The sequence below is a fragment of the Frateuria terrea genome, assembly GCF_900115705.1.
In the GTDB taxonomy this organism is placed as follows: domain Bacteria; phylum Pseudomonadota; class Gammaproteobacteria; order Xanthomonadales; family Rhodanobacteraceae; genus Frateuria_A; species Frateuria_A terrea.
The window spans coordinates 586319-611836 of the sequence record NZ_FOXL01000003.1 but is presented as its reverse complement, the minus strand read 5'-3'; the positions used below and the strand labels follow the sequence as shown (position 1 = coordinate 611836).

Here is a 25518-nt window from a genome sequence, read left to right as displayed (position 1 = left end):
CGCTCCCGCATCGGGGATGGCCGGGCTCAGTCGGCCAGGTAGGTGTAGGCCGTGAGTCCGGCGTCGAGATCGCGGTAGAGCGCTTCCGCCGGCTCGCCGGTGATCCCCGCTGCCGCGATGCGCTCGCGGTAGCTGCGCCGCAACGCTGCGACGTCGTAGCCGACGTAGTCGAGCATCACGTCGGTCGTGTCGCCGCGGCGTACATGGTCGAACAGGTAGCCTTCGCCATCGGCGCGCACGTTCACCGCGTCGGTATCGCCGAACAGGTTGTGGATGTCGCCCAGCGTTTCCTGGTAGGCCCCGACCATGAACAGCCCCAGGCAATAGTCCTGGCCCGGCTTGAGGCGGTGCAACGGCAGGCTGACGTCGACGCCCTCGGCATCGACGTAGTGATCGATGCGCCCGTCCGAGTCGCAGGTGAGGTCGACGATCACGCCCCGCCTGGTCGGTTCCTCGTCCAGTCGCGTGACCGGCACGATCGGGAAGATCTGGTCGATCGCCCAGATGTCCGGTACCGATTCGAATACCGAGAAATTGAGGAAGTACTTGTCCACCAGCTTCTCGTCCAGCTCGTCGAGCAACACACGGTGCGCGCGGTCGGCGGGCGACAGCCGCGCGCGCACCGCATTGGCGACCAGGTAGAACAGCTCGTCCAGCCGCGCGCGGTCGGCCAGGCTCAGCTGGCCCAGGGCATACAGCGACTGGCCCTCGGCCAGGTGGTGCTGGGCCTCGTGGTAGAGCTCCAGCGGCGGGCGTTCGCCCAGCGCGGCATGCACCTCGCGCAGGTGGCGCAGCACCGTCGGCTCGTCCGCGCGCGGCGGTGGCAACGCGCCGGCGGGCACTTCCTCGACCTCGGTGACGTCGGACACCAGCACGGCGTGATGTGCGGTCATCGCGCGGCCGGCCTCGGTGAGGATGTGCGGAGCAGCCAGGCCTTCGGCAGCCACCGCCTCGGCCAGCGACTGCACGATGGTCGCAGCGTACTGCTCCATCGAGTAGTTGATCGAATTGTGGCTGCGCGAGCGCGAGCCCTCATAGTCCACGCCCAGGCCACCGCCGACGTCGACGATCTCCAGAGGCACGCCCAGGCGCGAGAGTTCGACGAAATAGCGCGTGGCCTCGCGCATGCCGTTGGCGATGTCGCGCACGTTGGAGATCTGCGAGCCCATGTGGAAATGCTGCAGCTTCAGCGTGTGCTTCAGTCCCGCCTTGTCCAGCGCGGCCACCAGCTCGAGCACCTGCGCCGGCGACAGTCCGAACTTGCCCTTGTCGCCGCCGGTGTTCTGCCACTTGCCAGCACCGATGGAGGCCAGGCGCACGCGCACGCCGAGCAGCGGCTCGACATCCAGCACCTGGGCCTCGGCGATCACGTGCGCCAGTTCGGACAGCTTCTCGATCACGATGAACACGCGTAGGCCGAGCTTGCGGCCGATCAGCGCCAGACGGATGTACTCGCGGTCCTTGTAGCCGTTGCAGATCACGATCGAGCCGGCGCGCGCCAGCGCCAGCACGGCCATCAGCTCGGGCTTGGAGCCGGCCTCCAGGCCGAAGCCCCGGCTGCCGGCGGCGACCAGTTCCTGCACCACACCGCGTTGCTGGTTGACCTTGATCGGAAAGATCGCGGTGTAGCCGCCGGCGTAGCCGGTCTCCCCGATCGCGTGGGCGAACGCGCCCTGCATGCGCTTGAGACGATCGGCCAGGATGTCGGGAAAGCGCACCAGCAGCGGCAGCCGCAGCCCCTGCGCCTTCGCCTGCTCGACGATCTGCGGCAGCGACAGCGACGGGCCCTGCGCGCCGCGGGGGCGCATCACGATACCGCCTCGGGCATCGATGTCGACGTAACCGTCGCTCCAGTAGGGCACGGCATAGAGCAGGCGGGCGTCGTCGACGGTCCAGGACGTGGACATGGCAAGGGTCTCCTTCAAGGCAAACGGATCCATGCACGTCGCAGCGGCGAGCCTTGACGCCAAGCTCGAATGAGCGAAAGCCCGCCGGCCGGAAGCCTCGCACGCCGCGGGGCCGGATGGGCTCATGGGCGGCCGGTGGCCTGTCCCGGCGCGCATTGTAGCGGCGAGCGGCGGCAACAGGGGGTCAACGCGCACATTGCCTGCGCACGGTTGCCGCTACAATGCCGGCCCTTTCACGTCTCTCCATGCAGGACAGCACCATGTCGCAACTCAGCTGGTTCACCGAGGCCCACCAGACCTCCGGCTCTTCCATCGGCTTCCGGGTGGAAAAACTGCTGCATGCGGAGAAGACCCCGTTCCAGACCATCGAGATCTACCAGACCACCGACTGGGGCAACCTGATGGTGATCGACGGCTGCGTGATGCTGACCAGCCGCGACAACTTCCTCTACCACGAGATGATGACCCACCCGGCGCTGTTCACCCATGCGCGCGCCAAGCGCGTGGTGATCATCGGCGGCGGCGACTGCGGCACGCTGCGCGAGGTGCTCAAGCACGAGGAAGTCGAGCACGCCGCGCAGGTGGAGATCGACGAGCGCGTGACGCGCCTGGCCGAGCAGTATTTCCCCGAACTGTGCGAATCCAACGGCGACCCGCGCGCGGAGCTGCTGTTCATCGACGGCATCAAGTACATGGCCGAGGCGGAGCCGGACTCGCTCGACCTGATCATCGTCGACTCCACCGACCCGGTCGGTCCGGCCGAAGGCCTGTTCAACGCCGCCTTTTACGCCAGCTGCCACAAGGCCCTGCGCCATGGCGGCATCCTGGTGCAGCAGAGCGAATCGCCGCTGGCGCACATCGAGCTGATCAAATCGATGCGCTCGGCCATGCGCACCTCGGGCTTCGCCGCGGTCAAGACGCTGACCTTCCCGCAGCCGTGCTACCCGACGGGCTGGTGGAGCTGCACGATGGCGCGCAAGGGCGCGGACCTGTCCGGCTTCCGCGAGCGCGGAGCGATCAGCAAGGGCTTCCCGACCCGCTACTACAACGCCGACACGCATCGCGCCGCGCTGGCCCAGCCGGAATTCATGCGCGAAGCGCTGGGCGAGTAAGCGTCTCCGCCAGGGAGCGTTCCGTGTTGCACGGAACGCTCAGAACATCTTCTGTCGCACCTTCGGCAGCAGCACCACGATCAACGTGGCGATCGGCCCGAGCACCAGCGACAACAGGAACCACAGCGCGCCGCTGCGGTTCTTGCCCTGCGCCAGGCCGGCGTTGATCAGCGCCAACGTGCCCCAGCCAACGAACCACGGCGCGGCCTGGGCATCGGCCAAACTGGAAAACTGATTCACGGCATTTCTCCGGTCGTTCGCGGGTGCGCGCAGGCGCGCGTCGGGGAAGCGGCCATGCTAACCATCACCGCCAGTGTGCGCGCATGGCGCCGGTCGGCGGATCAGGCTGGCTTAATCCATGCCCGCTATGCTGCCCGCTTCGATTCGCCCAAGGAGAACGCGATGCCGGGACTGCGTCAACTCGCCCTTGCGCTGGTGTACGCGCTGGCTCTCTGCACGGCGCCGCTACCTGCATGGGCAAGCAAGGCCAAGCCCACTGCGCAGCAGGCGCGCACCGCTGCGCTGATCGCGTTCCAGCGCGACCTGGTCAGCGTGCTGGCACCGCGGGCGGACGCTTTGCCGTTGCTGGGCGCCGCGCTGCTGGCGCGCCCGCTGCCGAAGCAGCCGAAGGCGAACGACTTCCACAGCCTGATCGAACGCGCCGTGGCTGCGCCGGGCCATGGTCCGGCACAGCGCTGGGTGCAGCTGGCCGACTGCGACGCCAAGGCCGATGCCTGCCCCAATCCGGCAGCGCTGCAGGCGCTGGTCGCGGAGGCGCCGGACAACGCCGCCGTGTGGTTGCTCAAGCTCGGCCGGGACGTGCACGACGACAAACACGATGCCGCCCGCGCCGACCTGGCCCGTGCCGCCCAGGCCAAGTTCTACGACGACTACACGGGCACCACCCTGCAGGCCCTGGCCACCAGCATTGGGGTGCTGCCACCGCCTGAGCCCACGCTCGACCCGCGAGGCGGCGCCGGTGCGGCCGGCGTGCAGGCGATGATCGTGTTCGGCATCGCCGGCGCGCAACCGCAGTTGGGTCTGCGCGCCACCGCGCAGCTGTGCCAGACGGCCGGCGACGACCAGGCGCTCGCCGCCGATTGCCGCCAGCTCGGCAAGACGCTCGAGTGGGGTTCAAGCCCGCTGGCCCGCTCGCTGGGGCTGCACCTGCGCGAAGTGCTCGCCAGCGAGCCCGATGAGCAGACCGAACACGAGCGGCGCGACCTGGTCTGGCAGTTGCAGCAGTTCACCCGGCTGGCCGCCCGTGCGCAGACCGACAAGGCCCAGGCCCAGCACCTGCTGGCGCTGGCCCGCCGTGGCGGTACCGAAATGAGCCTGATGCTTGCCGCCCTGCGCGACGCCGGCGTGCCGACCACGGCGCCGGCCGACTGGGAGCCAAACCAGACGGAGAATGCCGGGCACACCGGCTCGTAACGAGCTTCCGGCTGGGCGGAGCGGACCCATACTCGCGGTTCCCCTGCCCACCAGCTACGCTTGCCCCCACCTTTGGCGAACAGGCGATCCGATGCTGACGGTGCTGGTGGCATGCAGCAAAGGCGGGTGCGGCAAGAGCACGCTGGTCACCCAGCTGGCATCGCACTGGGCGCAGGAAGGCAAGCGCACGGCGATCGTCGACACCGACCGCCAGGGCTCCAGCTACCACTGGGCCATGCTGCGGCCCGAAGGCACACCCGGCGTGCTCGGACTGGAAGGCCGGCGCGGCCTGCAGAAGCTGCCGCCGGATACCGAGCGGCTGCTGATCGACACGCCCGCGGGCAGCAGCGAGCGCGAACTGGAGCCGCTGCTCGAAGCGGCCAGCGCGGTATTGGTCCCGGTCCTGCCCTCCTCGTTCGACCTGCATGCCACGCTGGGTTTTCTCGACCAGCTTGCGCTGGTACCGCGGATCAGGCGCGGCAAGCTGCCGGTGGCGCTGGTCGGCAACCGCCTCAAGCCCTGGACCCATGCCAGCCAGGACGCGCTGGCGCAACTGGCCGAGGCCTCGGCCTTCCCGGTAGTCGCCGAACTGCGCGACAGCCAGGCCTACGTGCTGCTCACCGCACTGGGCAAGGGCATCTTCGACTACCACTCCGAACAGGTGCGCAGCCAGCAACAGGATTGGCTGCCGCTGCTGCGCTGGCTCAAGCGCCAGCATTGAATGCGAGGAACGCCATGCAGGAACTGATCTTGTTGCGACACGCCGAGGCGCTGCCCGCGGCCACCGGCGGCGACGACCGCAGCCGCACGCTGAGCCCGCGCGGCGAACAGGAGGCACTGGCCGCCGGCCGCTGGCTGGCCTCCCACGGTGCGCGCCCCGACCGCGTGCTGTGCTCGCCCGCCGAGCGCGCCCGCCACACCGCCGACCTGGCGATGCGCGCGATGACGCCGGACGCCTCGATCGGTTTGTCCGAGGACGTGTACGAGGCGACGCCGGGCGAGCTGCTGGCGCTGCTCGACCAGCATGCCGATGCCCGCTGCGTGCTGCTGGTCGGGCACAATCCGGGCATCGAGCGGCTGGTGGCGCTGTTGGTCGAAGGCCGCTCGGACGAATTCCGCGGCATGCCGCCGGCGGGGCTGGCGGTGCTGCACCTGCACGACGCGCTGGAGCCGGGCAACGCGCGGCTGGATGCGTTCTGGTCGCCCTGATGCGAACGGCCACCGCGGTCGCGCTGCTGGGCCTGGCGCTCGCCACCCACGCGGCACCGGCCCGCATGTGGCACATTCAGAGCCCGCCTTCGCACGCCGACTTCGGCATCCGCCTGCTGTGGCTGCACACGGTCCACGGCCGCTTCGAGCGCATCGTCGGGACGGTTCGGCCGCAGGTCGACGAGCAAGTCGTGGTGGATGCCCGCGTGGCGGTGGACAGCCTGGCCATGGACTCGCAGCGCCTGCGCCGCTGGGTACTCGATGAGGAGTTCTTCGATGCGGCGCATTACCCGGCCCTGCATTTCGTTTCCGCGCCGGTGGCGCGTGGCGCGCTCGAGGAAGGTGGCCCGCTGGATGGCCAGCTCACCTTGCGCGGGGTCACCCGCCCGGTGCGCTTCGAACTGCTGCCCGCCCGCTGCACCGCCGACGCCTGCTTGATCGAGGCTCACGGCGAACTGCGTCGCAGCGAATTCGGCATGGGCGGCCACCACGCCCTGCTGTCCGACCACGTGGAGCTTGCACTTTCCATCGCGATCGCCCGCGCGCCCGACTGAACCGCCTGGCTACGCCGGCGCGGGCGCCTTGCTTCGATGCTCGGGCAACGCCCGTATCATGCGTGGCATGTCTTTGCGTCGCCTCGCCCTGTTCGCCCTGCTCGCCGCTGCCGCACTGCTCGATGGGTGCACGCTGTCGCGCGCGCAGATCCGCCGTGCCGACGCCATGGTCGCCGCCACCACGCCGGCGGCTTCTTCCTGCGATCGTGCCGACCACTGCGCGCAACCTTCGCCGCTGCTCGATGCCGCGCGACAGGCGCTGGCCGCGTCGACACCGACCCACCCGCAACACCGGGTGGCGCTGCTGGATGAGAGCGAGCCGGCGCTGGTGGCGCGGCTCAGCCTGATCCGCGCGGCACGACGCACGATCGACGTGCAGACCTACATCTGGGACCAGGACGACGTCGGCCAACTGGTGCTGGACGAACTGGTGAAGGCCGCGCGCCGCGGCGTGCAGGTGCGTATCCTCGCCGACCAGCTGTTTTCCTTCGGCAATGTGGCTGTGCTCGATCGCCTCGCGCGCGCCAGCCCCAACCTGAAGGTGCGCCTGTACAACCCGACCTTCCACGAGGCGAGCACGTCGCCGCTGGAATGGGCCGCCGGCATCGCCTGCTGTTTTTTCCGCTTCAACCAGCGCATGCACAACAAGGTGCTGGTGGTCGACGGCACGGCCGGCATCACCGGCGGGCGCAACTACCAGGATCGCTACTTCGACTGGGACGACGACTTCGACTACGTCGACCGCGACGTGCTGGTCGGCGGTCCGGCCGCGCAGTCGATGGGCAGGAGCTTCGCGCTGTTCTGGCGGCACAGGCGCTCGGTGCCGCTGACCCACCTGCGCGACGTCAACCACTACATCCTCAACCACCCGGACGCGCCGGACTGGCCAGCGCCGACATACGAACATCCGCAGCGGGTCTTCCGCGTCGAGCAGGAAGCCAGTGATGCAGCATGGCTGCAGGCCCACGTGCTGGCCGACAGCGTGCAGACCGGCGAAGTGGAGTTCTTCAGCGACCTGCCAGCCAAGACCGAGCAGCCGCTCAAGCGCCAGGCGCGCCAGTTCACCGCCCACGTGATGCAGATGGTCGGCGCGGCACGCCACGAGGTGGTGCTGCAGACGCCCTACCTGGTGATGAGCCGGCGCGCGCGGCGGATCTTCGAACGCCTGCACAAGGAAAGCCCGCCGCCGCACATCGTGGTGTCGACCAATTCGCTGGCCTCCACCGACGCCTTCGCCGTGTACGCGGTGTCCTACAAGCACCGCAAGCGCTACCTGAAGCGATACGGCTTCGAGATCTACGAGCTCAAACCGCACGCCACCGACGCGGCCGCAGCGAACGCACGCGCCAGCCTCGAGTGGATCGGCGACGACGGGCATGCCAACGGCGATCGCGCGCACGACGTCTCGCACCGCTACGTCGGCACCGAGACCCACGGCCTGCTCGGCAGCCACGGCAGCAGCCAGCGCCCGGCGCCGCTGGTCAGCGAGGGCCGCCGCTTCGCCCTGCACGCGAAGTCGATCGTGGTGGACGACCGCTTCGCCATGGTCGGCTCGCATAATTTCGATCCGCGTTCGGACCACTACAACACCGAGGCCGGCGTGATCGTCTACGACCCGCGCTTCGCCGAGCAGCTGCGCCAGGCGATCCTGCGCGACACCCAGCCGCAGAACGCCTGGGTGATCGCGCCGCGGCGGCCGGTGGTGCCGTTCCTGACCAAGCTCAACCAGGCCATCGGTGACCTTTCCGAGAGCCTGCCGCTGTTCGACTTCTGGCCCTACCGCTTCGCCACCAGCTACCAGCTGAAGGCAGGTTGCACGCCGATGCGGCCGAGCGACCCGGGGTTCTTCAGCTGTTACGAGCCGGTGGGCGATTTCCCGGACGTGGCGTTGTCGCCCAAGCTGATCTACACGCGGCTGATCACGGCGTTCGGGTCGAGCGCGAGCGGGATCCTGTAGCGGTGGCACTTAGCGGTGGCACTTGCTCCTTCCCCCTCCGGGTAGAAGGCCGGATGAGGGCCCGGGGCTCGCAGGAGCGCCGCGTGGGAGCCCGACGGGGTCGCCAAGCTCGCCGAGAGTGACCCTCTCCGCGGGGGAGAGGGCGGCTCAAGGTGGCGTCGAAGGCGCGCGGCTGTCGAAGCGCATGGGCAGTTCGCCCTGCACGCCGGCAGCACCGGCGGGCACGGCGAAGCGCCAGCGCTGGACCGTGGCCACGGCGTGCGCGTCGAGTACCGGGTCGCCGCTGGACCTGGCAACGCGAGCGGCGGTGACCTGGCCGGTGCCATCGGTGGCGACATCGAGCACCACGCGGCCGTCCAGATGGCCACGCAGCTGCACCCAGGAGGACGGACCCGGCGGCGTGTCCAGCGGCACCAGCGCCGGTGATGCCACCGGCACGGGGTGCGGAGCAGCTTCCGGTTGCGCGCCGACCACGCGTGGCGCGGCATGCGCGCGATGGCGCACCGGTGCACGATGCGCGCGCGCCGCGGCCTGCGCAGCCGGTCTTGGCGGCGGCCCGATCCAGTCGTCGGTGAAGCCGCTCAGCCAGTCGGTGCCCCAGATGCCGATGAGCAAGGCCAGCACACTCAGGGCAGCGGTGATGCGCAGGCGCGGCATGGCGACGGCGCGGTTCAGCGCTCCAGGATCGCCACCACGCCCATGCCGCCGGCGGTGCAGATCGAAATCAGGCCGCGGCCGCTGCCCTTCTGCGCCAGCTCCTTGGCCAGCGTGGCGACCAGCCGCGCACCGGTGGCGGCGAACGGGTGGCCGACGGCCAGGCTGGAGCCGTGCACGTTGAGCCTGGCCGGGTCGATGCTGCCCAGCGGCGCGGAAAGGCCCAGCCGGTTGCGGCAGTAATCGGCGCTTTCCCACGCACGCAAGGTGCACAGCACCTGCGCGGCGAACGCTTCATGGATCTCGTAGAAGTCGAAGTCCTGCAGGGTGAGCCCGTTGCGTGCGAGCAGCCGCGCCACGGCGACGGTCGGGGCCATCAGCAGGCCCTCGCCGTGCACGAAGTCGACCGCAGCCACCTCGGCATCGCGCACCCAGGCCTGCACGGGCAGCCCGCGTTGCGCGGCCCAGTCCTCGCCCGCCAGCAGCACCGCGGCGGCGCCGTCGGACAGCGCCGTCGAATTGCCGGCGGTAAGCGTGCCGTGGCCGGAGGTGCGATCGAAGGCCGGCTTGAGCGTCGCCAGCTTCTCCATGCTGGTATCCGGCCGCAGGATGTTGTCGCGCTTGACGCCGCGAAAGGGCACGACCAGGTCGTCCATGAAGCCGGACTCGTAGGCCGCGGCCAGCTTCTTGTGGCTTGCCAGCGCCAGGGCGTCCTGCGACGGGCGGTCGATGTGCCACTCGCGCGCCATCTTCTCGCAGTGGTCGCCCATCGACATGCCGGTGCGCGGCTCGGCCACGCCGGGAAACGAAGGTTTCAGTTCCGCTATCGAGAAGCCGCGCGTGGCAGCGGCGAGCTTGTCCTGCCAGCCCTTGGCGCGGTTGATGGCCAGCAGCCGCTTGCGCAGGCGTTCGCCGTAGACGATCGGCACGTCGCTGGTGGTGTCCGAACCGGCGGCGATGCCGGCTTCGATCTGCCCCACCGCGATCTTGTTGGCCACGATGATGGCGTTGTCCAGCGAGGTGCCGCAGGCGCGTGCCGTGGTGATGCCCGGGGTGGTCGGCGCCAGGCCGGAACTCAGCAGCGCCTCGCGCGCGAGGTTCCAGTCGGCGGCGTGCTTGATCACTGCGCCCAGCGCCACTTCACCCAGTTCCACGCCGTGCAGGCCGTAGCGCTCCACCAGCGCGCCGAGCACCTTGACCGACATGCCGAAGTTGCCGACGTCGGCGTAGGCGGTGTTGTTGCGGCAGAACGGGATGCGCACACCGCCGATCACACCGACGCGCTTCCTGGTTTTTTCCATGTCCGGGGCGGTCCTGAAGCCGTGAGCCCCCAAGGCTAACCCGCAGGCCCATGCGTAGGAAGCCCAAAAGCGTGAACGACGGTCGCGGCCTATAATCGTCGGTTCCCCGCCGTTCGGACGTCCCGCTGATGGATGCGCAACCGCTGATCGCCCTGCCCGCGGTGCTCGCGCTGGAACTGCCACCGGGCCAGTCGCCTGCCACCGCCACGCTGAGCCGCGACGAGGCCGCAGCGCTGGCCGCGCTGGTCGCCGACGACCTGCATGCGCTGCTTCCGCGCATCGGCGAAGCGCGACTGGCCCTGGCCGGCGCGCTGTTCGATCCGGTCGAGCTGCTGCGCCCGGGCTTCCCCGTGTGGGCCACGCTGGACGAACTGGCGCGCCGGGTGCCGCGCGGCCACCTGGAGAACGTAGTCGCCTTCGGCAGCCACGACGGCCACATGCCGGCGCAGACGCTGGAGCCGGAATCCGGACACGCCGGTGGCGCGCTCCGCCTGCTGCCGCTGTCGGTGCTCGCGCCCGAGGCGCTGGCCGATGCGCTGGCGCAGGAGATGGAAGTGCAACTGGTCGGCCGCGGCGAGGCCGGCGCGCGCACCGCCGATTGGCTGATGCGCTCGCTCGGCGTGCGGCTCGAGCACGCCCGCTACCTGAGCCGCAACGACCTGCTCGCGCTCACCTGCGTGCAGTACGAACACGTCAACCTGGCACCGCTGTGGAGCCTGCTGGAAGCGGCACTGCTTACGCCCTACCAGCCCGAAGCCGCGCTCACCGCACGCGGCCTGCCGCTGCGCTACGCCGACGGCCGGGTGTACGCCGGCTCACCCGCGGCCTGGCTGGCGGCCCAGCCGGGCGACGCGGCCGAACGCGCGCACGCCTTCGCCGGACTGGTATTCGAGTTGCGCCAGTACGCCGCACTGCTCGGTGCCCACCGCCTGCCGCTTGAGCTGGCCGACGGCGAGGGCGCCGAGGGCTGGCTACTCGAGACCCTGGCCGCGCCGGATCCAGCACTGGCGCCCCCCCTCCTCGTCGCGCACGAGGCCCCCGGTCTGGGCGTGGTGGCGATCACCGCCGCGCAGGCCGGGGCCAGCGGCCAGCCGCGCCTGCTCGCCCATGGCTACCCGCTGGCTGCGCAGGCGCTGGGGCCGCTGGTCGCGGTGCTCGCTGCCCGCTTCGGCAGCGAGCCGGCACTGCACGCGCAGGGCCGCGTGGTGGTGGGCGGGACCGGGCTCACCGCACCAGGCGCCGCGCGTCACTGAAAGCGGCACGGTCGGTCAGATCTCCCTAGAAGCGACTTCCGCCGGTTGTGGCATCCGCCCAACGGCAGGCGCATGATGGATGGCAGAGCAGGGGTGTGCGCTCGGGGGGAGTGCCATGAACCAACCCCTTTCACCGGACGGGTCGCGGTCCGATCCGTCCGAAGATGCCGGCCATTCCGCCCGGAACTGGCCTGAGCACGTGCTGCGTGGCGTACCCGCATTGATCGCCTACCTCGATCCGGAGCTGTGCGTGCGCTTCGCCAACCAGCCACCGCGGCGCTGGCTGGGGCGGCCGGCCGAAGGCCTGGCTGGCCGCCAACTGGATGAACTGCTGGACGAGGCCAGCGCGCCGCGGGTCATCGAAGCCCTGCAGGCAGCTCTGGGCGGACGCCCGAGCACGGTCGAGGGCGTGCTGTTCGCCGGTCGCGCGCACCGCTACATGCACGCCAGCTTCCAGCCCGACGCCGACCCGCAGGGCCGCGTGCACGGCGCGTTCGCGGTGTTCATCGACATCACTGAGCGGCACGCGCTGGAGCTCAAGCTGCGCGAGAGCGAGCAGCGCTTCTTCGGCGCCTTCCAGCACGCCGCCATCGGCATGGCGCTGGTGCGCCCGGATGGCCGCTTCCTGCGGGTCAACGAAGCGGTATGCCGGATGCTTGGCTATTCGGAGGAAGAATTCCTCACCCTCAGCATCGCCGACATCACCCATCCGGACGACTACGCCGACGATGCAGCGCAACTGCAACAGATGCTCGCCGGCGACAGCGACGCCTACCAGATGGAGAAGCGCAACCTGCACAAGGACGGCCACGTCGTGCATTTCCAGCTCAGCGTCTCGCTGGTGCGCGACGAACACGGCAAGCCACTGTATTTCGTCTCGCAGGTGGAAGACATCAGCCAGCGCAAGCAGTACGAGGAGGCGCTGTTCCGCGAGCGCGAGCTGGCCGAGGTAACGCTCAACTCGATCGGCGATGCGGTGATCGCGGCCGACCTCGAACTGCGCATCACCTTGCTCAATCCGATCGCCGAAGGCCTGACCGGCTGGAGCGCCACCGAAGCGCGCGGCCGGTCGATGGACGAGGTGTTCCGCCTGCGCGACGCGCGCACCGGCGCGTCGTTGGCAAACCCCCTGCGCACGGCGATGGAACGCAACGCGATCGTGGACCTGGAAGGCAAGGCCGTGCTGCTGCACCGCAATGGATTCGAGACACCGATCGAGGATTCATCCGCACCCATCCACGACCACGCCGGCCACGCGATCGGCGGCGTGCTGGTGTTCCGCGACGTCAGCGAGACGCGCGCGCTGGCGCTGAAGATGATCCACCTCACTCAGCTCGACACGCTCACCGGACTGCCCAACCGAAGCCAGATGCAGGGGCAGATCGAACAGGTCGTGGCTACCGCGCGGCGGCGCCAGCAGCGTTGCGCGCTGCTGCACATCGACATCGACCATTTCAAGCGCATCAACGAACAGCACGGTCCGTCCAATGGCGACCGCGTGCTGCGCGCGTTCGCCGCGCGGCTGCGCCAGGCGCTGAAGGATGACGATTTGCTGTGCCGCCACCACGGCGACGAGTTCGTTGTGGTGCTGCCGCAGGTCGAGGCACCCGGCCAGGCGGCCAGCGTGGCGCAGCGGCTGATCGCTTACGGCGAACGCACGGCGGTGGCCGGCCTGCCGGAGCTGACCCTGCGCCTGTCGGTTGGCATCAGCGTGTTCCCCGACGACGCGCCCGATGCCGACAGCTTGCTGCGCAATGCCGACAGCGCGATGTACGAGGTCAAGGTCGGCGGCCGCCAGAGCTACCGCTTCTTCACCCCCTCGATGAACGAGCGCGCCGCGGCGCGGCGGCGCATCGAGGCGGAGCTGCGCCAGGCGATGGCGCGCAACCAGCTGTCGCTTTTCTACCAGCCGAAGGTGGACGCCACCGACGGGCGCATCGTCGGCGCCGAGGTGCTGCTGCGCTGGTACGGGCCCGACGGCACCGAACGCTACCCGCCCGAGCAGTTCATCGCGGTAGCCGAAGACGTCGGCCTGATCGTGCCGGTCGGCGCCTGGGTGCTGCGCGAGGCCTGCCGCCAGGGCGACGTCTGGCACCAGCAGGAGATGGGCGTGCCGATCGCGGTCAACGTGTCACCGCTGCAGTTCCAGCACGCCAGCTTCCTGGCCGAGCTCGAAGCGGTGCTGGCCGACTGCTCGCTCGACCCCGCGCTGCTGGAGCTGGAGCTGACCGAACGCACGGTGATGGCCGGCGGCGACGCCACCATCGCGCTGCTGCAGCGGATCAAGCGTTGCGGCGTGCGGCTCTCGCTGGACGACTTCGGCACCGGCTACTGCAGCCTGTCGTACCTCAAGCACTTCCCGGTCGACGCGCTGAAGATCGACCGCGCCTTCGTGCGCGACGTGGAAACCGACGCCAACACCGCCGCGATCACCCAGGCGATCATCGCGATGGCGCGCAGCCTGGGCAAGACGGTCGTCGCCGAGGGCGTGGAGAACGAGGCCCAGGCCGAATACCTGCGCGCGGCCGGCTGCGAGCAGCTGCAGGGCTTCCTGTACGGCGCACCGATGGATGCGAACGCTTTCGGCAAGCTGCTCACCGAACAGCACCTGCTGCGCTGGGCCTCCGAAGGCGGCACGTAGAGGGCGTCAGGCGCCCTGCGCGCTCGGTAACGCTTCCTCGTACATCAGATAATGGCACGGTGCCATGCCGAGCTCGGCATAGGTGCGCTGGGCGCGGTGGTTTTCGGTTTCCACGTACAGCCGCAGCCCTACCGCGCCAGCGGCGCGCGCCTGCTCGCGCGCCTCCGCGTACAGCGCGCGGAACACGCCACCGCGGCGAGCATCCGGAACGACATAGACGCTCTGGATCCACCAGAAATCGCCGCAGCGCCAGTCGCTCCATTCGAACGTCACCAGCAGGCAGCCGACCGCAACGCCGGCGCGCTCGGCGACAAGGTAGAAGCCGCGGCGTGGATCATCGAACACCCCGGTAACGCCGCGCGCGAGGACGGCGCGATCCAGCGACTTGGCTTCGGTTTCCCGGGCCATGGCGGCGTTCCAGTCGACCAGGTGGGACACGTCGGAGCGGGTGGCGGGACGGATAGTGAGCGATTCGGGCATCGGGGCATCCTCCTGGCGAGCCGGGGATTATCGCCGCAAGCACGACATCGAAGGCTTTGCCGCAAGCCCCGCTCCTCACCGTGTTCTCTTCCCGCAGGGAAGCAGTCCCAAGCTCGCGCATCCGTGCAAGCTTGTGGCGACGCGCTCCTCTCCCGCGGAATTTGAAGTGCGCCTCCACAAGCCGGCCTCGGCCTACGCCCTCGCCCCTGCGGCGAGAGGGCTGGGATGAAGGCCGCACTTGTGACAGGCCGCCTACCTGCTGCGCTTGCGCGATGCCCCAAGCTTGCGCGTCAGCGTGTTCCGCCCCACGCCCAGCGCCGCCGCCGCATGCTGCCGATGCCCGCCGTACGCGGCGAGCGCCGCCTCCAGCAAAGTGCGATCGAGCGCCTCGCGGGCACGCGCATGGATGTCCGCCTCGCCACGCGACAGCGCCTGGCTGGCCCAGTCGTGCAACGCGCTCGTCCAGTCGCCGCGCACGCCTTGCGCGGAGGCCGTACCCAGCTCCGCCGCCTCGATCTCCGCCCCCGGCGCGATCACCGCCAGCCGCCGGCACAGGTTCTCCAGTTCACGCACGTTGCCGGGGAAGTCGCGCTGCTCCAGCGCCTTGAGCGCCGCCCGCGAGAAGCGCTTGGGCGGCAGTTTCAGTTCCTGCGCCGCCGCGGAAAGGAAGTGCCGGGCCAGCAGCGGGATATCCGCGCGCCGCGCGCGCAGCGGCGGCAGCTCGATGCGCACCACGTCCAGGCGGTGCTTGAGGTCCGCGCGGAACTGCCCCGCCGCCACACGCGCGTCGAGATCCTGGTGGGTGGCAGCGACGATGCGCACGTTGCCGCGGATGAGCTCGCGCCCGCCCACCCGATAGAACTCGCCACCGGCGAGCACGCGCAGCAGGCGCGTCTGCAGCGCCAGCGGCATGTCGCCGATCTCGTCGAGGAACAGTGTGCCGCCCTCGGCCTGCTCGAAGCGGCCGGCGACGCGGCGCGACGCGCCGGTGAAGGCGCCGGCCTCGTGGCCGAACAGTTCGCTCTCCAGCAGTTCGCTGGGAATGGCCGCGGTGTTGAGCGCGACGAACGGCTTGCCACGTCGCGCGCTTTCCTCGTGCAGGGCCCGTGCGACCAGTTCCTTGCCGGTACCGGTCTCGCCGGTGACCAGCACGTTGAGATCGCTGGCCGCCACGCGGCCGATCAGGCGGAACACCTCGCGCATCGGCGCGCTTTCGCCCCACAGCGCGTGCGTGGGCGGCGCGCCCGTCGAAGCTGGCCCGGCCGGCTGTTCGGCCAGCGCGCGGCGCACGACATCCACTGCATGGTCGAGGTCGAACGGCTTGGCCAGGTAGTCGGCCGCACCGGCGCGATAGGCCGCCGCCGTGGTGGCGACGTCGGTGTACGCGCTCATCACGATGACCGGCCCGATACCTTGCGCGTGGAGTTCGGCGAGCAAGGCCAGGCCGTCCTCGCCGGGCATGCGCACGTCGGTCAACAGCAACGCCGGACGCGCCTCGCGCAGCGCCGCGCGCACCGTCGCGGCGTCACCGAATTCGCGCACGCCCAGGGCCACCTCGCGCAGGGCCGCGGCCAGCACATAGCGAACGCTGCGGTCGTCGTCGACGATCCAGACCTCCGCCGTGGGCGCCCGGGAACCGGCAGGCCCGTCCGGCAACGGGGCCGGGCGCGATACACGCCTGGCGCTGGCTTGTCCCGGTTGCCGGTGCGTGGCCATTCAGTGCTCCAGCGGCAGCAGCAGGGTGAAGGTGGTGGCACCCGGCGCACCGCCGTAGCGCAACTCGCCACCGTGCTCGTGCGCAATCTCGCGCGCCAGTGCCAGGCCCAGGCCGGTGCCGTCCGCGCGGCCCGACACCAGCGGTTCGAACAGCGTGTCGCGCAGGGCCGCCGGTACGCCGGCACCATCGTCGGTCACGTCCAGCCGCAACGCCGTGCGCAGCACCCGCTCGCCTACCCGCACGCCATGCTCTACGCGCGTGCGCAGGGCCAGCGAGCGGGCACCGGCCTCGCGTGCGTTGCGCGCGAGGTTGAGCAGCAACTGCTGCAGGCGATCGGCATCGCCGCGCAGGTCCGGCAGGCTCGGGTCGTAGTCCTGGCGCACCTGCAGCGGCGCGGGCTCGGCTTCGACCAGCGCGACGACCCGCTCCAGCACCGCATGGATATTGAGCGGCTCGCGCGCGGGTGGCCCGCCCCGGCGCAACAGGCGGTCGGCGAGCATCGCCAGCCGGTCGGCCTCGGCGATCACCATGCCGGCGAGCGTCTTCAGTTCCGCTTCGCCCACGCGCCGCTGCAACAACTGCGCGGCGCCACGCAGGCCGGCCAGCGGGTTCTTCACCTCGTGCGCGAAGCCGCGCAGGCTCGCCGACACCGGCGAGTCGGCCGCCGGCGCCTCGGCAAGCACGTGCACTTCGAGCAGCATCGTGTCGGCGGCTAGCGGCTGCAGCGCGGCATCGACGCGGCGGCCATCGGCAAGGGGCAGGCCACGCCACTGCACCGTGTGCTGCCCCTCGCGGGCGCGCGCGGCCTGCGCCTCGATCGCCGGATCGCCCAGCAATGCCGCCAGTGGCCGGCCCACCGCACGTCGCGGTCCCAGCGCCAGCGCCTCGGCCAATGCGGGATTGAGCCATGCCAGACAAAGCCGGTCGTCGACCAGGCCCAGCCCGGTGGTCGCCTGCTCCGCCCATGTGCGCCAGTTGGCCTCGCTCATTGCACCATGATGGGCTTTGCGCGGTATTGGTGCAACGAGCTCTGTGACGAGCGCGGCTTCCCTGCTCCAGGCCGCAGCGTACGATCGGCCTGGGGAATCCAGCGACCGGCCAGCGCGAGGAACGCCGCCATGACCCAACTGATCGTCTGCTGCGACGGCACCTGGAACACCCTCGAACAGACCGACCGCGGCCTGCCCGCGCCGACCAACGTGGCCAGGCTCAGCAACGCCGTGGTGAAGGACGAGCAGCAGCTGGCCTACTACCACCCGGGCGTGGGCACCAACGGCGGCTGGCTCGACCGCATGGTTGCCGGCGGCACCGGTGCGGGACTGGAGCGCAACATCATGAGCGCCTACCAGTGGCTGGGCACGCACTACGGCGACGGCGACCGGATCTTTTTGTTCGGCTTCAGCCGTGGCGCCTATACCGTGCGCAGCCTCGGCGGGTTGCTCGCGCACAGCGGTTTGCTCGACCTGTCCGATCCCGCGCTGGCACCGGCCCAGGTGTGGACGCGCGTGCAGGAGGTCTTCGAGGCTTACCGCTCGGGACAACCCTTCGACAACGCCAGCGGCTACGCCTTCTTCGGCGCGTCCCCAGGGCAGCCCACCGCGGGCACCATCACCGTGCACTTCATGGGCGTGTGGGACACCGTCGGCGCGCTCGGCATCCCGCTGGAGCTGTCGGTGTTGCGCTTCATCGGCGACCCGCGCCGCTACCAGTTCCACGACACCCGGATCAGCCCGATGATCGCCAACGCCCGCCACGCGCTGGCGATGGACGAACGCCGCGCGGACTTCATGCCCACGCTGTGGACCCAAATCAAGCGTCCCGACCGGGTTCGGCAGGTCTGGTTCCCCGGCGTGCATGGCGACATCGGCGGCGGCTACGCACAGGCGGGGTTGTCCGATATCGCACTGGCCTGGATGTTCGACGAGGCCGCCGCGTGCGGGTTGCGCCTGCGCGACCAAGCGCGCGCCCAGCTGCGTCCCGATCCGCAGGGCGTGCTGCACGATTCCCGGCGGGGCCTGTTCAAGCTCGGGCGCAACCAGCCGCGCGCGGTGGCGCGGGTGGCCCAGGCCAGCATCGAGGCGGGCCTGTTGCATCCGGGCGCGCTCGCGCGGCAGGCGGACCCACCGCTGGCGCAGGGCGACTACTGGCCCACCCGCGTGCTCGCACCGGGCGCGCAGGCACCCATGGACGTGTTCGCCTCACCGCACTGGAACGCCACCGGGCTGTACCTGGAAGCGGGCGTCACCTACCGCTTCACCGCCTCGGGCGAGTGGCTGGACGCCGGCGCCAAGTTCTCGCCGGCCGGCGGCGAGGTCGACGGCCACCATGCGTCCGACATCGCGCGCCTCGCCGCCTCGGCGCTCGGCACGGCCGAGCACCTGTTCAACAGCGCCACTCACAACGGCAGCGACTTCTGGTTTACCCGCCGCGTGGAGTCGGCGCCGTGGTTCACGCTGGTCGGCTTCGTCGCCAATGGCGAGGGCGAGGCGCGCGGGGAGACCTTCGTCATCGGCGATGGCTGCAGCTTCACCCCCACCGCCAGCGGCTACCTGTACGCCTACGCCAACGACGCCTGGCAGGCATACGCCAACAACCATGGCAGCGTGCTGCTGACGGTCGCGCGCGCCTGAGAGTGCCTAGCGGCGCAGGCTGTAGCTGGCCTTGAGGTAAACCTCGCGGCCGCGTCCGTAGGCGGCCGGATCCTCGCCGCGCGCGCTGCCGTAGCGCAGGCCCCAGTAGAGCGCGAGGTCGCGCGACACGTCCCAGTTGAATTGCAGGCTGGCGTTGTCGTGGTGCTCGCGCTGCGTGGCCGGCACGTCGCGCGCGCTGGTGTAGCGCTGCCAGGTGAGCAGCGCATACATGCGCGCGGTGAAATGCCAGGTGCCGAACCACTGCAGGGCATCCTCGCTCAGGTGGCGCCGCTGGCCGGCCAGGCCGTCGAGGGTATCGCGATCGTAGCGGGCCTCCAGTTCCAGCCGGTCGAGCGGGCGCGCGAGCACGCGCCAACCGATCGTGCGGCCCGGCACCACCTCGCCGGTGGCGTAGTCGACGAGGCGCCCGCGCTGTCCGGTGAAGGCGACCAGCGGCAGGCGCGGGCCGGGGCTGGCGCTCAGCTGCCAGGCGACGAAGTCGGTGTGCCGCTCGTGCCCGCCGCCGTCGAGCACCATCGCGCGCGAGTGCCACGAAAGGTCCGCACTGAAACTCTTGTAGCCGGACAGCACCAGGCCGAATGCCGGATCGGACTCGTGCCCGCGGTTGCCGCCGATGCCATCGAGCCGGTCCATCGACACGTACGGCTCGATCGTGTTGAGCCACTTGGCCGTCGAGTAGAACGGCCGGTAGTACTGGCCGTGCAACAACTGGTAGCCCACCCGCGGCACGTAGCCCAGCCAGCTGCGGAAGCCTGGCCCGTAGCGCTCGTAGCGCAGCGACCACAGGCTGGCGGTGCTGTGGTCCCACTCCAACAGTGTGGCCGCGCCGTGCAGCGACTGCCCGCGCCAGTCCGGCAGCAGGTCGGGCCGGCGCGGATTGCGCGTGCCGGCATCCAGCCATTGCCCCATCACGCGGTCGCTGCCGCTGGACCAGCTCGCGTCCACGCCGGCGACGCTGTTGCGGCTGCCGTCGCCGTTGCGCTTGAGCGCCATCAGCGCGCCGACGTCGCCATGCCCCAGGGTGTCGCGCAGGCGGCCGAAGCCGACGTCCGAATCGAAGTCGGGCAAGCCGAGCGACGACCCCAGGAAACCCGGCTCGACGATCGCCGGGCGGCCGCCATCGTGGGCAACGAAGCCAGTGCCCTCCAGTCCCGCCGAGCGGTGCGTGTAGCGCAGGCCGTAGTCGGGCGCGGCGATGCTGCGCGTGTAGACGGCGGGTATCGCGGTGGCGACGAGGTCGGCGCCCTCGCGGAAGAACGGCCGCTTTTCCGGCAGGTCGAGCGCGAAGCGCTGGTTGGCGGTCAGCAGGGCGACGTCGGCTTCGACCTGCGAGAAGTCGGGGTTGACCGTCAGGTCGAGCGCATCGCCGTCGCTGGGCAGCCACTTGGCGTCCAGGCTCGGCTCGGTGTCCAGACCGCGCCGGCGGCCGAAGCTGCCGTCGTCACGCCGCTGCGTCAGGGTCAGCCCGGGCGTGGCGATGAGATGTTCCGATCGCGGCGACAGGTCGGCGAAGCTCACCGTGCCGGCGTAGCAGAGGAAGCAGTTCGAATCGTGCGGGAACGGTGCGCTGGCCATCTGCGTGTTCTGCTCGCGCGGCACGCCGCGGGTCACCACCACCGTCCAGCGCTGCGGGCCGCTGCGCGCGATGCGCAGGGTCGACAGCGGGATGCGCATCTCCGCCGACCAGCCGTGCGCGTCGATGTGCGAGACCACGTCCCAGTCGTAGTCCGGATCCAGCGTCTCGGTTTCCTGCGCCTCGTCCTGGTAGCCGTCGGTGCGCGTGCCGCGCGCGTTGACGCGGAACAGGTAGGAGCCGCGCCGCGAGCCCTGCGGATCGAGGTAGATCTGCACGTAGTCGTGGGTGTAGTTGACCTGGTCCCGGCGCACGAACGGCTTGCGCAGCCGCGAAGGATCTTCCAGCCACAGGTGCAGGCCGACGTAGAGGTTGTCGTCGTCATACAGCAGCCGCACCTCGGTGCGCTCCTGAGCCGGCGCCAGGTAGCCGGGATAGGTTTCGTAGAAGCGGTCGATGGGCCGCGCGTGCGACCACGCTGGCTCGTCCAGTCGCCCGTCGAGCACGATCGGTGCCGCGGTGCGCACTGCCGCCACCGACTGGGCGTGTTCGGCCGCTGCCGCCCGGCAGACCGGCATCAGTACCAGCAGACATCCGCAAAGCCAACGCAGGCGCATCCCCGTCTCCGTGAAAGGAAGGAGACGTCCAAATCGCAGGCCGCGACCGGCCGGGTCAACGCGTTTTCGCCCGGCGGTAGCGGATGCTCGCCGAACGGCCTTGCCGGTGGTGTCGTCGCGGCGCACTCTGGTCCGCATGAGCGAACGCCGATCCCGCACCCTGCTGCTGGCCACCCTGCTGCTGTGGGCGGTGGCTTTCGCCGCGTGGACGGCCGACACGCTGCAGGTGCCCTTCTGGCTCGACCGTGCGCTGCGCCGGCTGCCGCTGTGCGGTGGGGGCGTCCTGCTGTGCCTCGGGCTGGGCTGGTTGATCGAACGCGTGCGCGGCCGGCACGCATGGCGCACCGGCGCATGGACGGCCGCGGGCGTGGTGCTCGCCAGCCTGCTTTACGCGCTGGCCAACGAGCTGGCGCTGTACGTGATCCGCCCGCACTGGGGTCCGCCGACCTGGGCGGACATTCCCAGTACGGCGCTGATGGTGCTGTGGGTGTTCACCGCCTGGGTGCTGCTCTATCTAGCGCTCGACGCCGATGCGCAGCGACGCGATCGCGAGGTGCGGCTCGCACAGGCAAATGCGGCGGCGCTCGATGCACAGCACCGGCTGCTGCTGCAGCAGCTCAACCCGCATTTCCTGTTCAACGCGCTCAACACCGTCTACGCGCTGGTGCTGGAGGGCGACGAGGCCGGCGCGCGGCGCAGCCTGCTCGCACTTTCGGACTTCCTGCGTAGTTCGCTCGAATCCGATCCGCCGGCGCAGGTACCGCTTGCGCATGAGCTGGCCTCGGTGCGCCATTACCTGACCATCGAGCTGCAACGCTTCAGTGGCCGACTGCAGCTGGTGGAGGCGATGCCGCCGGAGATGCTCCAGCGCAGGCTGCCGCCGATGGTGCTGCAGCCGCTGGTGGAAAATTGTATCAAGCATGGCCTTGCCGGCGCCGACGGCACCATGACCATCCGCCTGTCCGCCGCCGCCGCGGATGAGGGCTGGGTGCTGCGGGTGGCGGACGACGGCCGTGCCTGCGCCGCGCCGCGCGGGGGACGCGCCGGCGTGGGCCTGTCCAACATCGCACGCCGCCTGCAGCTGCTCTACGGTGCGGCCGCGCGCCTGGAGGCGCATGCACTGACCGAAGGCGGCTTCGTCGCGCACGTCCACCTGCCGGCGACGCCCCCATGACCTCGCCACTGCGCGTGCTGGTGGTGGACGACGAGGCGCCCGCGCGCCGCGTGCTCGCACGCATGCTGCAGGAGTCGCCAGGCATCGAGGTCGCCGGCTTCGCCTGCAACGGCATGGAGGCCCTGGACGTGCTCGCGCGCGAGCGCGTCGACGTGCTGCTGCTGGACATCGAGATGCCACAGCTGGCCGGCATCGAGCTGGCGGCGCGGCTGTCGCCGGCGGTCGCGCCGGCCGTGGTGTTCGTCACCGCCTGGCCACAGTACGCGGTGCGCGCCTTCGAAATGCAGGTGGCCGACTACCTGCTCAAGCCGGTGCGGCCCGAACGGCTCGCGCAGGCACTGGAGCACGCCCGCGCGCAGCTGCATGCGCACAACGCCACCCAGCGTGTCGCCGCACTGGAAGCCTCGCTGCGAACGCTACGCGAACGGGTTCCCGCCGAGGATGGCGGCGAGGTCTGGGTCGAATGGGGAACGGGCCGCCTGCGCCTCTCACTGGACGACATCGAGTGGTTTGCCGCTGATGGCGACTACGTCCAGGCGCATACGGCCGAACGCGGCTACCTGATGCGCGACGCGCTCAACCGGCTGGCGTCGGCATTGCCGGCGACGCGTTTCGTGCGCGTGCACCGCTCCACGCTGGTCAACCTGGCGGCGGTCGTCCGGGTAGCTACGGCCGCCAACGGCCAGCTCCTGCTGACCACCCGCTCCGGCGCCACGCTGGCGGTCGGGCGCCGCGTAAAGGCGCGGGTACGCGGCGCGCTGGGTGCCTGAGGCGCGCAACCTCGAATGATCCCCCGCCCGGAACCTCGAGTGGCGCCGGGGAGGCAATCACGGACCGCGCGGCGACATCGAAGGCGGCGCATCGCCCGGCTCGGCACCCCACGCCTTGTTCGGCTGCGGCCCCATGGTGAGCACCAGCGTGCCGCCGCCGGCGATGTCCGCCTGGCTGAACCAGGGCCTGGTCCAGGGCTTGCCGTTGAGCGTGGCGGACTGGATGTACCTGTTTTGGTCCGAGTTGTTGCGCGCGACGATTTCGAACACCTTGCCGTTGCCCATGCGCAGGCGCACCCGGTCGAAGATCGGGCTGCCCAGGACATAGTCGGGCGTGGACGGATCGACCGGGTAGAAGCCCATCGCGCTCAGCACATACCAGGACGAGGTCGAGCCCTGGTCGTCCATGCCGGGGAAGCCGAAGCCGCTGGCGTCGCTGCCGTAGAGCGTGCCGAGGATGCGCCGCACCAGCGCCTGTGTCTTCCACGGCTGGCCGCTCCAGGCGTACAGGTAGGCCGCCTGCTGGTCCGGCTGGTTGCCCTGCACGTACTGCCCGATCAGGCCGGTGCAGTCGCGGCAGATCCCCTTCGGATGGTAGGGCGTGGCAAAAAACGCATCGAGCTTGGCGTTGAACGCGGCGCGCCCGCCGAGCAGGTCGATAAGCCCCTGCACGTCGTGCGGCACCAGCCACAGCGTGGACCATCCCGATGCCTCTTTCATCATGAAGTTGTAGTACGGCTCGCCCGGGTCGAACGGCGATATCCACTGCCCATCCGCCGTCCTGCCACGCATGAAGCCGACGGAGGGGTCGAATACGTTGCGGTAGTTGGCCGCGCGGTGCAGGAACATCCGTGCGTCGTCGGTCTTGCCGAGACGGCGGGCGACGTCGGCCAGCGCATGGTCGTCCCAGGCGTATTCGAGCGTGGTGGCGACGCCCGCCTTGCCACCGGCGTAGGGCGGGCTGGGATTGCCGGGCGGGACGACGTCGGCGATCCAGCCGTTCTTCGCGTACTCGTCCAGGTAATGGCGCGGGCCCTCGGGATCGGTCGCATTCTTGCGCAGGTATTCGTAGGCGGCGGCGTAGTCGAACGGGATACCGCGCTGCCATGCGCCGTCGTAGAGCAGCACTGCATGGTCGCCGTGGAACGAGGTGTTCATGTGGCCGCTTTCGCGCGCCATGTCGAGCTCGGAGCGCATGATGTCCTGCACCACCCCGGGCTCGAGCAGCATCAGCAGCACGATCTGGTTGCGGCCGGTGTCCCAGAATGGCACCGGTCCGTAGCGGTCGTGCTCGGCCACGCGCGTTTGGCCGTTGCCGTCGGTGAACCGTTCGCCCTTGCGCGCGACCAGCCGCGGGCTGGCGAAAGAGTGGTAGAGCGTGGAGTAGAACAGCATGCGTTGCTTCGGCGTGCCGCCGCTCACCTGGACGCGATCGAACAGCTTCGCCCAGGCTGCGCGCGCCTGCGCGTGCACCTGCTCGAAGTCGCCGTCGGGATCCTCCGCGCGCAGCTTCGCTTCCGCCTCGGCGGCGCTGTGGCCGTGGGCGATCCGCACCAGCACCTGCTCGCCGGCCTTGGTGTCGAAGGTGACGTAGGCGCCGGCATAGCTGCCGGACACCGTGCGCCGTTCCTGTTGCACGTCCGCATCACCGATGCCGTAGCCCTCATGGCTGCGGTCCGCACGGAAGGTGCCGAAGCCGGCGAACGGCCGTGAGAACTCGGCGACGAACCAGGGTCCGTTCGGGTCGCGTTCCGGTTGCCTGCCCGTGGCGACGCCACGGATGGTGCGGTCGCCGACGACTTCCACCTCGCCGCCAGGACGGCGCAGGTTGACGACCACGTTCGAGCGATGGCTCGCCGGGAACGTAAAGCGCATCAGGCTGGTCTGCCGCGTCGCAGTGAGCTCGACGCGGGTGTGGAACGTGGCGAGGTCGACCGCGTAGTAGCCGGGCGAGGCCTTCTCGCCGGCCTTGTCGTAGTACGACTGCGCGTAGTCCGGCGGCACGGTCCAGTCACCCACGACCGGCATGACCATGGGCGAAGCACCACCGCCGTAGCTGGAGCCGCCCCCGGTGAAACCGATCATCGTCGGCTTCGGGTAGTAGTACGACATGCCGACGCCGGCGGGATAGCTGAGGTCGACATTGAGGTTGACCGGTGTCGCCTCGGTCGAACCGTGCGGCAGGCTCGCACCCGGCGACGTCATGCCCGAATACAGCGGCTCGCCCGGCGGTGGTGCGTTGCCGATCAGCGCCTGCCGATCCAGCGGCGCCGTGCCGACGCGCGGGTCGGCTTCGTCGAGGGCCTGCGCCGTCGACGGTGGCACGTTGCCGTCGCGGGCGCGGGCCGCGTCCATGTGGCCCAACGCAAGCATCGCCCATGCGATCGCCAGGATCGCGGAGCGGTTCGATGGCGCGCGACGACGAAAGCGCGCGGCATGGCTGTCCATGGTGTTTTCCCCGATGCTGTGGCGTGTCCGCCGCGCGGGCCTTCTCCGCGCGGCGATCGAACGGCG

The 25518-nt window shown here is 70.2% G+C and carries 20 protein-coding genes; 11 read left to right on the top strand and 9 right to left on the bottom strand.

The genetic code is table 11. The features are described from left to right. Positions 1 to 26: 26 nt before the first annotated feature. On the bottom strand, positions 27 to 1907 hold the full coding sequence (gene speA, locus BMZ38_RS06570; RefSeq protein ID WP_091335553.1) for a biosynthetic arginine decarboxylase: 1881 nt from the start codon (positions 1905 to 1907) through the stop codon (positions 27 to 29). Positions 1908 to 2167: 260 nt separating this feature from the next. Between speA and speE the strand changes: the two genes are divergently transcribed. Further along, entirely contained in the window at positions 2168 to 3019 is an 852-nt protein-coding gene (speE, locus tag BMZ38_RS06565; protein WP_091335550.1) for a polyamine aminopropyltransferase, read from the top strand. 39 nt (positions 3020 to 3058) lie between these two features. On the opposite strand, the gene BMZ38_RS06560 is transcribed toward speE, so the two are convergent. Beyond that, complete coding sequence (locus BMZ38_RS06560) at positions 3059 to 3259, bottom strand: antitermination protein NusB (RefSeq protein ID WP_091335547.1); 201 nt, start codon at positions 3257 to 3259, stop codon at positions 3059 to 3061. A gap of 162 nt (positions 3260 to 3421) precedes the next feature. Between BMZ38_RS06560 and BMZ38_RS06555 the strand changes: the two genes are divergently transcribed. From BMZ38_RS06555 to BMZ38_RS06535, 5 genes are all read left to right on the top strand, one after another. Then, positions 3422 to 4453, top strand: coding sequence for a hypothetical protein (locus BMZ38_RS06555; protein ID WP_091335543.1), 1032 nt, complete (start codon positions 3422 to 3424; stop codon positions 4451 to 4453). A 91-nt stretch (positions 4454 to 4544) separates the two neighbouring features. After that, positions 4545 to 5174 carry a ParA family protein gene (locus tag BMZ38_RS06550; RefSeq protein WP_091335539.1) on the top strand — a complete coding sequence of 210 codons (630 nt, stop codon included), beginning with the start codon at positions 4545 to 4547 and terminating at the stop codon, positions 5172 to 5174. Positions 5175 to 5188: 14 nt separating this feature from the next. Then, positions 5189 to 5662, top strand: coding sequence for a SixA phosphatase family protein (locus BMZ38_RS06545; RefSeq protein ID WP_091335533.1), 474 nt, complete (start codon positions 5189 to 5191; stop codon positions 5660 to 5662). Then, positions 5662 to 6216, top strand: coding sequence for a YceI family protein (locus BMZ38_RS06540; RefSeq protein ID WP_091335525.1), 555 nt, complete (start codon positions 5662 to 5664; stop codon positions 6214 to 6216). Before BMZ38_RS06545 ends, BMZ38_RS06540 begins: the two co-directional genes overlap by 1 nt. A gap of 67 nt (positions 6217 to 6283) precedes the next feature. Next, entirely contained in the window at positions 6284 to 8173 is a 1890-nt protein-coding gene (locus tag BMZ38_RS06535; RefSeq protein WP_091335691.1) for a phospholipase D-like domain-containing protein, read from the top strand. A gap of 147 nt (positions 8174 to 8320) precedes the next feature. Here the strand turns inward: BMZ38_RS06535 and BMZ38_RS06530 are convergent, their stop codons facing one another. Both BMZ38_RS06530 and BMZ38_RS06525 read right to left on the bottom strand, forming a co-directional pair. After that, entirely contained in the window at positions 8321 to 8830 is a 510-nt protein-coding gene (locus tag BMZ38_RS06530) for an energy transducer TonB family protein (protein ID WP_091335521.1), read from the bottom strand. 14 nt (positions 8831 to 8844) lie between these two features. Next, complete coding sequence (locus tag BMZ38_RS06525) at positions 8845 to 10128, bottom strand: acetyl-CoA C-acetyltransferase (RefSeq protein ID WP_091335517.1); 1284 nt, start codon at positions 10126 to 10128, stop codon at positions 8845 to 8847. Between the two features lie 128 nt (positions 10129 to 10256). On the opposite strand from BMZ38_RS06525, the gene BMZ38_RS06520 reads away from it, so the two are divergent. Then, entirely contained in the window at positions 10257 to 11381 is a 1125-nt protein-coding gene (locus tag BMZ38_RS06520; protein WP_091335512.1) for a hypothetical protein, read from the top strand. Positions 11382 to 11496: 115 nt separating this feature from the next. After that, the gene (locus BMZ38_RS06515; RefSeq protein WP_091335509.1) at positions 11497 to 14022 is read left to right on the top strand and encodes a sensor domain-containing protein; all 2526 of its coding nucleotides are present in this window, start codon (positions 11497 to 11499) and stop codon (positions 14020 to 14022) included. 6 nt (positions 14023 to 14028) lie between these two features. Here the strand turns inward: BMZ38_RS06515 and BMZ38_RS06510 are convergent, their stop codons facing one another. The 3 genes from BMZ38_RS06510 to BMZ38_RS06500 form a co-directional block, all read right to left on the bottom strand. After that, positions 14029 to 14502, bottom strand: coding sequence for a GNAT family N-acetyltransferase (locus tag BMZ38_RS06510; protein WP_091335506.1), 474 nt, complete (start codon positions 14500 to 14502; stop codon positions 14029 to 14031). Positions 14503 to 14754: 252 nt separating this feature from the next. After that, positions 14755 to 16218, bottom strand: coding sequence for a nitrogen regulation protein NR(I) (ntrC, locus tag BMZ38_RS06505; RefSeq protein ID WP_091335502.1), 1464 nt, complete (start codon positions 16216 to 16218; stop codon positions 14755 to 14757). Continuing rightward, a complete protein-coding gene (locus tag BMZ38_RS06500) occupies positions 16219 to 17208 on the bottom strand; it encodes a two-component system sensor histidine kinase NtrB (protein WP_091335500.1) in 990 nt (329 codons plus the stop codon). 129 nt (positions 17209 to 17337) lie between these two features. Here BMZ38_RS06500 and BMZ38_RS06495 point away from each other — a divergent pair, with 129 nt between their 5' ends. After that, complete coding sequence (locus tag BMZ38_RS06495; RefSeq protein ID WP_091335497.1) at positions 17338 to 18849, top strand: DUF2235 domain-containing protein; 1512 nt, start codon at positions 17338 to 17340, stop codon at positions 18847 to 18849. Between the two features lie 6 nt (positions 18850 to 18855). Here the strand turns inward: BMZ38_RS06495 and BMZ38_RS06490 are convergent, their stop codons facing one another. After that, on the bottom strand, positions 18856 to 21060 hold the full coding sequence (locus BMZ38_RS06490; protein ID WP_175483692.1) for a carbohydrate binding family 9 domain-containing protein: 2205 nt from the start codon (positions 21058 to 21060) through the stop codon (positions 18856 to 18858). 136 nt (positions 21061 to 21196) lie between these two features. On the opposite strand from BMZ38_RS06490, the gene BMZ38_RS06485 reads away from it, so the two are divergent. Together BMZ38_RS06485 and BMZ38_RS06480 are read left to right on the top strand one after the other, a co-directional pair. Beyond that, a complete protein-coding gene (locus BMZ38_RS06485; protein WP_175483691.1) occupies positions 21197 to 22234 on the top strand; it encodes a sensor histidine kinase in 1038 nt (345 codons plus the stop codon). Further along, positions 22231 to 23004, top strand: coding sequence for a LytR/AlgR family response regulator transcription factor (locus BMZ38_RS06480; protein WP_091335490.1), 774 nt, complete (start codon positions 22231 to 22233; stop codon positions 23002 to 23004). Before BMZ38_RS06485 ends, BMZ38_RS06480 begins: the two co-directional genes overlap by 4 nt. 57 nt (positions 23005 to 23061) lie before the next feature. Here the strand turns inward: BMZ38_RS06480 and BMZ38_RS06475 are convergent, their stop codons facing one another. After that, on the bottom strand, positions 23062 to 25452 hold the full coding sequence (locus BMZ38_RS06475; protein ID WP_091335487.1) for a GH92 family glycosyl hydrolase: 2391 nt from the start codon (positions 25450 to 25452) through the stop codon (positions 23062 to 23064). Positions 25453 to 25518 lie beyond the last annotated feature (66 nt).